Consider the following 12,384-nt stretch of genomic DNA (forward strand, 5'->3'; position numbering starts at 1 on the left):
CCGCCTCACGGCAAATTTCAATAGATCAGTCTGTCCCATCGGCGGGCGGTACGAAAGTGTCGCCGCGCCATTCGAGAAGACGATAGGGATTTTGCGACAGTTCATGGGCCGGCGTGAAGATGACCGGGCCGATCGGCGTATTGAACTGCGTTCCGATCAGTTTCTCAGCCACCGGCTTGCCTTCGGCCACCGCCGCCTGCACGGCCTGATCGGCAATCAGCGCGGCTGCGGCTGCCGGCAGGACATAACCTTCCGGTTCGGTTCCGGCTGCGCGCAAGGCCTCAACGGTCGCAGCCGCATCTGGCAGAAGCGCATATTCGGGAATGGCAACGGCGCGTACGCCATCGGCCAGCGCCAGCGGCTGGTTTGCAGCGCGCATCGCGTCGCCGCTCAGAATGTCGAGCGGGATGTTTTCAGCCTTGGCGTCCCGGGCGATGATGGCGACATCGTTCCTGTCGCCGCCGATGAAGACCTTGGTGGCGCCGGCCCGCTTCAGGCGGCGTACGAGGCCGATCTGTTGTTCCTGTCCTGGCCGGTAGGTATCGGTGAAAACAGGCTTCAGGCCATTTTCTTCCAGTGCGTTGCGCACGGCTTCCGTCAGTTCGCGGCCATGGATCGTACCGTCCTCGATGAGAGCGATCGGAGACGCCGTCCATTGCTGCAGGATGATCTGAATGATCCTGGCGGCTTCATCACTATCCTGCGGACCGAGGCGGAAGAGGGGCCAGCCGTTCTTCAGCGAATCCTCCATCAGGATGCGCGAGCGTACCGACACGGTGATGACGGGAATATTGGCGTCCTTCAGCTTCGGCTGGGCGCCTTCCAGCGTCTCGCTGCAGAGGAAGCCGATGGCGATCTGAACCTTGGCAGCAATCAGCGCATCGGCGATCGCCTGGCCGCTATTGTCCTGGCAGGTCTCATTGACAGGAACGACCGTATTGCCCGCCCGCTGGATCTCAAAATTCGCGCCGGCGGAAATCTGTGCGCCGAGCGAGGCGAAAGTGCCCTCTTGCGGCGCCACGACGCCGATCGTCACGCCGGCCGCGCGGCCTTCGGCCGTCAACGCCATGAGCGACAGAAGGGCGGCTATGACACGGAGGGTCATCATGAAAGGTGCAGGTCTCTCGTCTTGTCCATGCCCTTTTATCCGCACGGCGGCAATCGTCAAAGAAAAACAAGCGTGTTCTGCAGCTTTTAGAGGGTGCCATTGTAGAAAAGGTAACCGATGCCCGCCATATTGGTGAAATAATAAAAACAAGACACTGATTGTGGAGAAGCATGTGTTGAACAGGCAGCATATCGATCCCGGCCTCTATCGCGATGCCATGAGCCGCTATGCCGGCCATGTGCAGCTCGTGACGACGGCGCTCGGTGAAGCCCGCCGTGGCGTCACCATCACGGCTGCCTGCTCGGTGTCCGACAATCCGGCTTCCGTTCTCGTCTGCCTCAGCAACACCAATGCGAAGAACGAGATCTTCTGGCGCAGTGGCATCTTCGCGCTGAACTCGCTCGGCGCCCATCATCAGGGCGTTGCCGATGCCTTTTCAGGCCGCACGCATCTGGAAAACGGAGATCGTTTCTTGAGCGCCCGCTTCGAAACGCTGGCAACGGGCGCGCCCGTACTTGCCGATGCGCTTGCCGTCTTCGACTGTCGGGTGACCGACATCAAGGAAATGCCGACCCATAACGTCATCTTCGGCGAGGTCGCTGCCGTTCGTTTCACCGAGATCCACCCGGCGCTTCTTTATTTGAACCGCGGTTATCACACGATATAGGGTCGGCTGCGCAGGAAAGAGGACAGGCCATGGACAATGCCGGCATCGATGAAATGTTTCAGTCGCTTGGGCCTGTCACCATCAAGCGCATGTTCGGCGGCAAGGGCATCTACCATCTCGGCCGGATCCTGGCGCTCGAAGTGCGCGACGAAATCCTGCTGAAGGCTGATGAAGAGAGCGCACCGGAATTTGCCGCGGCAGGCGCCAGCCAATGGTTCTACGAGGGTAAGAAGGGAACTCCGGTGAAGATGCCCTATTGGAGCATCCCCGACGAGGCCTATGACGACCCCGACATCATGGCGCGCTGGGTGCGCCTTGCCTATGAAGCCGCATTGCGGGCTGAATGATCAGCGCAATTCGCCGGCTGGAAGAGCTGATATCGCGACCCTGGTGAAAGCCGACAGCGGCTCGGGCAGGTCGGCAAGGCCGAACCAGCCGAAATCCGAGAGCTTGTCGGGTTCAGTGAGCTGCGGCTCGCCCGCCACGTCGCGGGCGATATAGAGAAGGGAAATCCAGTGCTGGCGGTCAGCCTCGATGATCTGTTCGGTCAAGCCGATCCGCTCGACGCGGCCGATGGTCAGCCCCGTTTCTTCTTCCGCCTCGCGGCGCGCGGCATCCTCAGCCGGCTCCATATGATCGACCTTGCCACCGACAATATTCCAGTAGCTGGCTTCAGGCGGACGCATGCGCTTGTAGAGAAGGATTTTACCGTCGCGCAAAATCACCAGGCCTACACCGAGGCCTGGGAAATCGATGCCGGGCTGACCCATGGGGCACTCAGGCCTTGGCGTTGCCAGCGATCAGCATGAAGGCGGGGATATCGTCACCGAAACCGACCGGCGTCGGGCCGTCGTCATGGTCGCGATGGCGGCGACGCTCGCGATTGTCGTCATTCGCCGGGTATTGCCGACCGTTGCGCGCGTTATTCTGTGGCTTCGGTTCTGCTTTGCGCTCGTTCTTCACGGTTTCGGCCCTTGCTGGTCTTGCTGGTGCTGCTTCCACGACTTCAACGCCATTATCTTCGGCATTGATATCAGATTTATGACTCGCAGGCCGGCGGTCACGGTCGCGGCCACGATCCTTATCCCGCTCACGAGGCTTTCCACGGCGGGGAGAACGCTCGCTGTCGCGGCTTTCTTCGGCCGGCGGCAGAGAGGAGAGATCGCCGCTCTGCCATTCGACCTTTTCGCCGATCAGCTTTTCGATCGCGTCAGCATGTTTCTGGTCGCGACGGGTGACGATGGTGAAGGAAGCACCGGAGCGACCGGCGCGGCCGGTGCGGCCGATACGGTGAACGTAGTCTTCCGAATGGATCGGCACGTCGAAATTGAAGACGTGGCTGACATCGGGAATATCGAGGCCGCGGGCGGCGACGTCGGAGGCAACGAGCAGCTGGATGTTGCCGTCCTTGAAGTTGGCAAGCATGGCCATGCGCGAGCGCTGGTCCATGTCGCCGTGCAGGGCGCCGACCGAGAAGCCGTGACGCTCCAGCGAACGGAAGAGATCAGCGACATCCTTCTTGCGGTTGCAGAAGATGATCGCGTTCTTCAGATCGGTCTGAGCGCGGATGAGGTCACGCAATGTGGCGCGCTTCTCGTAATCCTTGTCGTGAGAGGCGACGAAACGCTGCGTGATGGTGACCGACGCCGAGGCCGGCTTGGAGACTTCGATCCGCTCCGGGTTCTGCAGGAAGCGGTCCGCGAGCTTCTGGATTTCCGGCGGCATGGTGGCCGAGAAGAACAGCGTCTGGCGGGTGAAGGGGATCAGCTTGGCAATGCGCTCGATATCGGGGATGAAGCCCATGTCGAGCATGCGGTCGGCTTCGTCGATGACGAGGATTTCGACGCCGCTCATCAGGAGCTTGCCGCGCTCGAAATGGTCGAGAAGGCGGCCGGGCGTGCAGATCAGCACGTCAGCGCCGCGCTCGAGCTTGCGATCCTGATCTTCAAAAGAAACGCCGCCGATGAGGAGGGCGACGTTGAGGCGGTGGTTCTTGCCGTATTTTTCAAAATTCTCGGCAACCTGGGCGGCCAACTCGCGGGTCGGTTCCAGGATCAGCGTGCGGGGCATGCGGGCGCGGGCGCGGCCCTTTTCCAGAAGCGACAGCATGGGAAGAACGAAGGATGCCGTCTTGCCGGTGCCGGTCTGTGCGATGCCGCAGATGTCTCGGCGCTCAAGCGCGAAGGGAATTGCCCCGGCCTGAATGGGAGTGGGGATGGTGTAGCCCGCATCGGTAACAGCGGAGAGCACTTTGGGGCTCAAACCAAGTTCAGCAAATGTCGTCAAAGGGAAAACTGTTTCCGTTCCGTTCGGCCGGTCTCTGGCGAGTCGGCAGGATTGCATGCCGCAATGGTGGGCGACATAGTCCTAAACGGCCGGCAAGTCAAGGAATAGCGGCTCCACCCCAGGAGCGAGGTGAAGCGTTCGTTACTGCGGTCCGGCTATTTTATATAAGTGGCAAGTTTAAGGCCGGCATTCATGAAATAGATCGGATCGACGGCACGTCCATCCTGACGCACCTCATAATGCAGGTGCGTACCAGTGGAGCGGCCCGTGCTGCCGGCCAGGCCGATGACATCGTTGCGATCGACTGTGTCGCCGACCTTAACCAGTATTTCCGACATATGGCCGTAGCGCGTCGAAATGCCGTTGCCGTGATCGACCTCGACCATGTTGCCGTAACCTCCGGTCCAGCCGGCTGCAATCACCTTGCCAGGCGCGGTAGGGCGGATCCTTTCACCCGGCGAGAAACGGAAATCGATGCCGGAATGCAGGGCAAGCCGGCCGAGGAAGGGATCGCGCCGATTGCCGAAGGGGCTGGTGACTTCCTTGCCGATGGCCGGATTGCGGAAGGGCAGGGATTCGGCGGTGCTGCGCACCGCTTCCAGACGCGTCAGCGCGCCATCGAGCTGGACGAGCGAATTGTTGAAATCGTCATTGCTTTCGGGCTCGACGTAAGGACCACCAACGGCGCTGTCCTCCTCTTCCTTGGCGGCGATCGTCTCAGCCGGAACGGCGATATGAAAGCGGTCGAGCACGCCTTCAATCGTATTGGCGGCGTTGCCGGCGTCGCTCGTCAGCTGGTCGATGCGGCTCTTCTGGTCCTGCTCGACGGTCTTCAGCGAGAGCGTGACCTTCGAAAAGATGCGGTCGGCGCGATCGCCGACGGTTTCTTCCGCGGGAACATAGGCAAGGGTGGAATTGTCGGGAGTCTCGGCGTCGGCCGGCTTGCTGTCGCCTGCCAGCATCTTTTCGATCGCCTGTGCGCCGCCGGTCAGCGAAGCGCGTTTGTCCTTGATCTCAGGCGCATAGGATTGCGCCGGCACATCCGCGGCAGATGCATCCTTGCCGGTCAAGCCGGAGCTTTGGGCGCGGTCGAGCAGGTTATCGAGCTTGCCGTGGCGCGATGTCAGCGCCATCTGCTGTTCCATCAGCTTGTCGACCTTGTCCTCGACCACCTGCTGATCGAGAAGCTGGCGAGAGGTGATGCGGTCGACCTGGGCGCGCAGCGCGGCGATGCGATCCTCATAATCATGCTGYATGCGAGCCTGGCGGGCCATGGTCGCGCCGATCAGATCGTCTCGCAGCACCAGGTAGGAAGTGGCGAGCAGATAGCCGATGGAAAAGACGCCGACGAAGCAGAAGACGAGGGCGGCCATCCATGGCTTTACCGTCATGTGACGCACCTTGTCGCCACTGGCAAGAATGAGGACGTGTTCCTGTGCCTTCTTGCCGAAGACCCGACTGTGATGTCCGTTCGTCACGAAGGGTCTCCCAAAGATTCGCTTTTAGCGCCCAGCCTCATTGGGAAATGATTACATACTTTTATGGTTAACAGTCGGTTTACATAGGCCTATTGGAGCTCGCCGCTCAACTCTGGCTGGTCGAGGTGAGCGCGCGGTAGAAGGAGGGGGTCAGGCCGGCTTCGGCGCGGGCCACATCGTTGAACGGCGCCTTCAGCGGACCACGGAAATTGGCCCGCACCAGTTCCTGGAATGTCCTTGCAGGATCGCGCTTTTCGCGGGCGCAGAGGAAACGAAACCACTTGGCGCCGACGGCGACATGGCCCTTCTCGTCGTTGTAGATGACGTCGAGAACGGCAGCACTTTCGAGGTCACCGGTCTCGCGCATCTTGGCCTGTAGCGCAGGCGTAACATCGAGGCCGCGCGCTTCGAGAATGAGCGGCACGACGGCAAGCCGGGCCGTCAGGTCGTTGCGGGTCGAATGCGCGGCCTGCCAGAGGCCGTCATGGGCGGGCAGATCGCCATAATCGGCGCCGAGATCATTGAGCCGCTTGCGCACCATGCGGAAGTGCTTGGCCTCTTCGTAGGCTACCTGCATCCAACCATCGAAGAAGGAATTCGGCACATGGGCCGAGGCAAATCGGGCAACGATGTCGAGCGCCAGATCGACGGCATTGAGCTCGATATGGGCGATCGCGTGGAGCAGGGCGATGCGGCCATGAACGGTATGGAGCGAGCGTTTTCCGACTTGCGTCGGCGGCACCAGCAGCGGCTTTTCCGGCCGACCGGGACGCTCGGGCAAGGGCGCGTCCAGCGGCGAGCGCAGTGAGATGCGCCGGGCGAACCATCTGGTAGCGCTTTCCTGCGCGAGCTCCGTCTTGCGGTCGAGATCGGCGGAGCGGATCGCATCGATCGCGCCGCCGCGCAGCGAGGTGATGTTAGTCACGCAGCGAGGTTCCTGACGGCTGCCAGCACCGTTTCGGCATGGCCGGCAACCTTTACCTTCTGCCAGATGGTGGCAATCGTGCCGTCCTTGCGGATCAGGAAGGTGGTGCGCTCGACGCCCATGAAGGTGCGGCCATACATCTTCTTTTCCTTCCAGACACCATAGGCCTGCAGCGTGGTCTTCTCCTCGTCCGAGGCGAGTGCCACCGTCAGCTTGTGCTTCTTGATGAAGCGGTCGTGGCAGGTGGCCGAATCGGGCGACATGCCGACGACGGCCGCACCGGCCGCTGCAAACTCACCGGCAAGTGCCGTGAAATCCAGCGATTCGGTCGTGCAGCCCGTCGTGTCATCCTTGGGATAGAAGAACAGAACCACCGACTTTCCATGGAAATCCGAGAGTGAAATGCGCCCGCCGCCGTCGCGCGGGAGGCTGAAATCGGGAGCAGGAGAGCCAATACCGGGAGCGGACATTCTCAAAACTTTCTTTTGCCGGGTTTAGGAGGGATACTATATCAGACGGGTTATATAGTGGATGAAACGGCGTCCCGCCCAGAGCCGTTCAAATCAGATTCAGGAGTTTCCCAAGGCGCATGTCAGCCATTCGCGGCGAAAAAGTCACGTTTCGCAAGAAGGATATCGTCGCGTTGCACAACCTGCCTTCCGCGCAAGTGGAGGATCCTCTCATCGTGCATTGCCCGCCGCCGCGCTCGCGCATGCGTGGCACCGCAAAGGCCACCGGCGGCTTTTGTGTGGTGATCCTGTTCATCCTGGCGGCGATCGTCTTCACCATCGAAAGCGGGATTATCGACGCGCCGCTGTCGCAGCAGGCGCAGTCGGCGCTGAACAGCGCGCTCGGGCCGCGCTACCGCGCCGAGGTCGGCTCCACCGTCATCCGCTTCACCTCCGGCCTGCGGCTAGCGCTCGAAGCGCGCGACGTCAGCATGATCGACCAGCAGAGCGGCCAGCATCTTTCCACCACATCCTCCATGCGCATGGCGCTCGATCCGCTACAGCTCTTCCGCGGCCGCATCGCCGTATCATCGGTCGAAGCTGACGGCATTGCCCTTGATACGTCGCTGCTTCCATCAAGCGCTCCCATCAAGCTTGACGATCTGCGCGTCGATGCCATTCCGGCGGCAATGGAGACGATCTTCTCGCATCTCGACCTGTTCGAAAGCTTCGTCGAACACGGCGCTACCGACTCCGTGCGCATCTCCGGCATCGATATCAAGCTCGCGGATACGGCAAATGGGCCGCTTTCGCTCGTCGTCGACAGTCTCGCCTTCGAACATGCCGGGCCGAACTCGCTGCAGCTCAGCGGCCAGATTTCCATCAACGGCGAGGCAGCTGACCTCAATGTGATCACCGAACAGGCGGGCGGGCACGCATCCCGGCTCGTCGCCACATTGTCGCACGCCGACCTGACGCCCTTTACACTGAAGCGCAACGAACAGGGCGAGATCCGCCAGGGCCTCAACACCTTCGGCGATCTCACCATCTCCGCGGTCAGAGCTGCCGACAGCGTCAAGCCATCGCTCAATGCGGCTCTCCAACTCGATCCGGGCCTGATCTATGTCGACGGCGATTCTCAGGAGCTGACGGACGGGCAACTCAATCTGGCCTATGACTTCGACAAGCAGACGCTGGAGATCGCCAAATCGAAGCTGCATCTCGGCGCGACCATTCTGCCGATCAGCGGCGCGCTGATCGACCTCGACAAGCTCGATCCGAATGCGGGCAAGGGGTTCGGCATCGACGCGCTGATCAGCGGCGGCACGGCCGCACCCAATTCCGGCGAGCAGCCGCTGTCCTTCGATCTGCAGGCGACCGGACGCTATCTCGTCGCCGGCCGCGAATTCCAGTTCACGAATATGGTTGCTTCCTCGCCGCTCGGCTCCCTCTACGGGGCGCTGCACATCAGGCTGAACGAGAAGTCACCGGAGATCAGTTTTGCCGGCCAGTCGCAGCAGATGCAGACGACGGCGGTGAAGCAGCTCTGGCCTTTCTGGATGGCGTCCAAAGCGCGGGTCTGGGTGCTGGCGAACCTGTTCGGCGGCGTGGTGACCGATGCTTCCATTTCCGTCTACATTCCGCCAGGGCGTCTGGATGAGGCGGCAGGAGGACGCGGCCTGCGGCTCGACGAAAACCAACTCCGCATTTCCTTCGACATCGACGGTACGCGCTTGAATGTCGCCGGCGAGATCCCGCCTGTGCGCGATACCGCGGCGCACTTCGACCTGACGGGCGGAAAGGCAACGATCTCACTCAAGAGCGGCACCTCCTATTTCCCATCCGGGCGTTCAGTGGCGGTGCAGCCGGGCACCTTCGTGATGCCGTCAGTCTACGACAAGCCGCTGATGGCCGATGCCGACATTTCCGTTTCAGGCTCGGCGGATGCGGTGGGTGAGCTTCTGACCTACAAGCCAATCAAGGTGTTGCAGCGCGCAGGCTTTGTGCCAGACGACCTTAAGGGCACTATCGATGCGCATGTGCAGGCGCATTTCGGACTTCTGTCCTCGCAGAACCCACCGCCTCCCGAATGGGAGGCGCAGATGAAGCTCACCGATGTCGCGCTTGCCAAGCCGTTCTCGGGGCGCGTCATCACCAATCTCGACGGCATGCTCGATGCCGATCCGCAGCAGGTGAGGGTCAAAGGCAAGGCCGACATCGATGGCGTCTCCGCCGATATCGATATGCTGGAGCCCGTCGACAAATCTTCCGGCATCGAGCCGCAGCGCGTAATCACGGCAACGCTAAACGGCGACCAGCGCGACAGGCTGCTGCCCGGCCTGTCCGGCATCCTCGGCGGCAGCGTCAAGCTGGTACTGACGCGCCTCGACGAAGACCGGCAGGACGTGCAGCTCGATCTCGGCAAGGCATCGCTCGATCTGCCCTGGATCGGCTGGTCGAAGGGCAGCGGTATACCCGCCAATGCCGAATTCGAGGTTTCCGGCCCGCCTGACAATACGCAGGTCAAGAATTTCCGTCTGAAGGGGGATGGCTTCGGGGCGACCGGGGCGCTCATGATCGGCAAGAGCGGCCTGATATCGGCGGATTTCGATAGCGTGAAACTGTCTTCCGTCGATGATTTCGGGTTGTCGCTGAAGCGCAGCAAGGGCGGCTTCGATATTTCCGTATCCGGCGCCAGCGCCGATGCGCGACCGATCATCGCCCGACTGAAATCGGATTCGGACAGCGACGGCAACGGCAGCGACGGCAGCAGCGTGAGCGTGCGGGCGAAGCTGCAGAACATCATCGGCTTCAACGACGAGAAGATCGGCAATTTCCAGGCGCAGATCACCATGAGTGGCAGCCGGCTGCAATCGCTGAATTTCTCGGGCATCACCGATAGCGGCGAGGCGGTCGTCAGCCAGATGCAGGGCGGCGGCGTCATCAACATTACCAGCGGCGATGCCGGCTCCGTCTCCCGCTTTGCCGATCTCTACCAGCATATGCAGGGCGGGCTTCTCAATCTGGCTATCCGTCTCAATGCGGGTGGCGGCTGGGATGGCTCACTCGACGTGCGCCGCTTCTCGATCGTCAACGAGCAGCGCCTGCGCTCGATCGTTTCCACACCTGTCGGTTCGGACCAGCGCACCCTGAACGAAGCCGTCAAACGCGATATCGATACCTCCTCTCAGCGCTTCCAGCGCGGCTTTGCCCGTGTCGTTTCGCGCGGCGGGGCAATTTCCATCGAAAACGGCGTGCTGCGCGGCGACCAGATCGGCGCCACTTTCCAGGGTGTGGTGCGCAATGCGAAGGGCAATATGGACATGACCGGCACCTTCATGCCGGCCTATGGCCTCAACCGGCTGTTTGCCGAGCTGCCGCTGATCGGTGCCATCCTCGGCAATGGTTCTGACCGCGGCCTGATCGGCATCACCTTCAAGCTGACAGGCAAGTTCGACCAGCCGAACCTGCAGATCAACCCGCTCTCGGTGATCGCGCCCGGCGTGTTCCGCCAGATCTTCGAATTCCAGTAAATCGCCAGTTCCAGTAAGTCGTTGGGGGTTGTCTGTGCAGAACTCCATCCTGATCCGGCCTTATACACCCGAGGATAGCGACGCGACGATCGAGATCTTCCTGCGCGCCATCCGTGAAGTCTCGTCGCGCGATTATTCGCCCGCGCAGATCAATGCCTGGGCGCAGGTGGAAGACCCCGCCAAGTGGGCCGAGTGCCGGATAAGCCGCCCGGCCTGGATCGCTGACATTGACGGCAAGCCGGTCGGCTTCTCCGATCTCGTCGCCGATGGCTGCCTGGACATGATGTTCGTGCATTCGGAATTTCAGGGGCTCGGTGTGGCGAGCCGGCTGCTGGCGCGCGTCGAGCAGGAGGCACTTGCATCAGGCATGGAGCGGATCTACACGCATGCGAGCCTGACGGCGCGACCATTCTTCGAGCGCAAGGGGTTCGTTGTGGTCACGCGACAGACCGTCGAAAAGCGCGGGCAGAAGCTCGACAATTTCGTGATGGAGAAGTCTACCCGCCATCATCCTGAGGCAGGCAAAGAAAAAGCCGGCATAAAGGCCGGCTTTTCTCTTGGTATCGCTGGCGCGGTTTACGCGGCGCGGCGGATCAGGATGTGCTTCTTCTTGCCGAGCGACAGCTTGATGACGCCATCGGCGGTGATTTCGCCGCTGCCGATCATCTTGCGCTCGTCGCTGACAGCCTGGTCGTTGATGCGCACGGCGCCGCCCTGGACGTGACGGCGGGCTTCGCCGTTCGAGGCGGCAAGACCGGCGCGAACGATTAGCGACAGGAGGCCGATGCCGGCGTCGAGCTCGGAGGCGGGAACCTCGACGGACGGTAGGTTGTCGGAGAGACCGCCTTCTTCAAACGTCTTGCGGGCCGTCTCGGCTGCCTGTTCGGCTGCTTCGCGGCCATGCAGGATCGCGGTGACCTCGGTCGCCAGGATCTTCTTGACCTCGTTGATCTCGGAGCCGGCGAGTGCCGAGAGGCGGGCGATCTCGTCCATCGGCAAGGTGGTGTAGAGCTTCAGGAAGCGCTGGACGTCGGCATCCTCGGTGTTGCGCCAGTACTGCCAGAAATCATAGGCCGAGAGCATGTCGGCATTCAGCCAGACGGCGCCAGTCGCAGACTTGCCCATCTTGGCGCCGGAGGAAGTGGTCAGCAGCGGCGAGGTCAGCGCGTAGAGCTGCTTCGTCCCCATGCGGTGACCGAGGTCGATGCCGTTGACGATGTTGCCCCACTGGTCCGAGCCGCCCATCTGCAGGCGGCAGTCGTAGCGCTTGGCAAGCTCGACGAAGTCATAGGCCTGGAGGATCATGTAGTTGAATTCCAGGAAGGAGAGCGACTGTTCACGGTCGAGGCGCGTCTTGACGCTGTCGAAGGACAGCATGCGGTTGACCGAGAAATGCTTGCCGACATCGCGCAGGAATTCGAGGTAGTTCAGCGAGCGCAGCCATTCGGCATTGTTGATCATCAGCGCGTCCTTCGGACCTTCGCCGTAGTTCAGGTAGTTCGAGAAGACGCGCTTGATGGAGGCGATATTGCCTTCGATCGTATCGACGGTCATCAGCTGGCGGGCTTCCTCCTTGAAGGAGGGGTCGCCGACCATGCCGGTGCCGCCGCCCATCAGCGAGATGGCGCGATGGCCGGTCTTCTGCATCCAGTGCAGCATCATGATCTGGATCAGCGATCCGGCGTGCAGGCTGGGTGCGGTCGGATCAAAGCCGATATAGGCCGTCACGGTTTCCTTGGCGAAGAGATCGTCGAGACCGCTTTCATCGGAAATCTGATGAATGAAGCCGCGCTCTTGCAGCGTGCGGAGGAAATCGGACTTGAACTCGGACATGGGCTTCGTCTCTTGAACGTCGAACGGGAATTGGGATTGACGCTTGTTGAACCGTCGCGGCGCGTTTAGCACTGTTTTTCCAAAAGTGCATCCGGGAATCGCATG

Annotated in this window: 10 protein-coding genes and 1 pseudogene; 4 read left to right on the top strand and 7 right to left on the bottom strand. The window is 61.5% G+C overall.

The window, feature by feature from the left end; translation table 11 throughout:
- Nucleotides 1-25: 25 nt before the first annotated feature.
- Entirely contained in the window at nt 26-1,108 is a 1,083-nt protein-coding gene (locus tag AC1DM5_RS01925; RefSeq protein ID WP_477819461.1) for a branched-chain amino acid ABC transporter substrate-binding protein, read from the bottom strand.
- Between the two features lie 172 nt (nt 1,109-1,280).
- Here AC1DM5_RS01925 and AC1DM5_RS01930 point away from each other — a divergent pair, with 172 nt between their 5' ends.
- Nucleotides 1,281-1,775, top strand: a complete 495-nt coding sequence (locus tag AC1DM5_RS01930; RefSeq protein WP_113185176.1) for a flavin reductase family protein — start codon at nt 1,281-1,283, stop codon at nt 1,773-1,775.
- A gap of 29 nt (nt 1,776-1,804) precedes the next feature.
- Complete coding sequence (locus tag AC1DM5_RS01935) at nt 1,805-2,122, top strand: TfoX/Sxy family protein (protein ID WP_025668870.1); 318 nt, start codon at nt 1,805-1,807, stop codon at nt 2,120-2,122.
- On the opposite strand, the gene AC1DM5_RS01940 is transcribed toward AC1DM5_RS01935, so the two are convergent.
- The 5 genes from AC1DM5_RS01940 to AC1DM5_RS01960 form a co-directional block, all read right to left on the bottom strand.
- Nucleotides 2,123-2,545 carry an NUDIX domain-containing protein gene (locus AC1DM5_RS01940; RefSeq protein WP_477819462.1) on the bottom strand — a complete coding sequence of 141 codons (423 nt, stop codon included), beginning with the start codon at nt 2,543-2,545 and terminating at the stop codon, nt 2,123-2,125.
- A gap of 7 nt (nt 2,546-2,552) precedes the next feature.
- Nucleotides 2,553-4,118, bottom strand: coding sequence for a DEAD/DEAH box helicase (locus AC1DM5_RS01945; protein ID WP_477819463.1), 1,566 nt, complete (start codon nt 4,116-4,118; stop codon nt 2,553-2,555).
- Nucleotides 4,119-4,216: 98 nt separating this feature from the next.
- Nucleotides 4,217-5,539: a M23 family metallopeptidase gene (locus AC1DM5_RS01950; RefSeq protein WP_477974510.1), complete on the bottom strand. Its 1,323-nt coding sequence runs from the start codon at nt 5,537-5,539 to the stop codon at nt 4,217-4,219.
- Between the two features lie 106 nt (nt 5,540-5,645).
- Nucleotides 5,646-6,464 (bottom strand): ferritin-like domain-containing protein, encoded by an 819-nt coding sequence (locus AC1DM5_RS01955; protein ID WP_477819465.1) that lies wholly within the window; start codon nt 6,462-6,464, stop codon nt 5,646-5,648.
- A complete protein-coding gene (locus AC1DM5_RS01960; RefSeq protein ID WP_477819466.1) occupies nt 6,461-6,934 on the bottom strand; it encodes a peroxiredoxin in 474 nt (157 codons plus the stop codon). Before AC1DM5_RS01960 ends, AC1DM5_RS01955 begins: the two co-directional genes overlap by 4 nt.
- A 119-nt stretch (nt 6,935-7,053) precedes the next feature.
- Between AC1DM5_RS01960 and AC1DM5_RS01965 the strand changes: the two genes are divergently transcribed.
- Nucleotides 7,054-10,446, top strand: coding sequence for a hypothetical protein (locus AC1DM5_RS01965; RefSeq protein WP_477974512.1), 3,393 nt, complete (start codon nt 7,054-7,056; stop codon nt 10,444-10,446).
- Nucleotides 10,447-10,480: 34 nt separating this feature from the next.
- A pseudogene (locus tag AC1DM5_RS01970) lies at nt 10,481-10,942 on the top strand (GNAT family N-acetyltransferase); the annotation flags it as partial.
- A gap of 80 nt (nt 10,943-11,022) precedes the next feature.
- Here AC1DM5_RS01970 and tyrS read toward each other — a convergent pair.
- Nucleotides 11,023-12,279 carry a tyrosine--tRNA ligase gene (tyrS, locus tag AC1DM5_RS01975; RefSeq protein ID WP_477819468.1) on the bottom strand — a complete coding sequence of 419 codons (1,257 nt, stop codon included), beginning with the start codon at nt 12,277-12,279 and terminating at the stop codon, nt 11,023-11,025.
- Nucleotides 12,280-12,384: the final 105 nt, after the last annotated feature.

Source organism: Rhizobium sp. 01T437 (assembly GCF_056398505.1).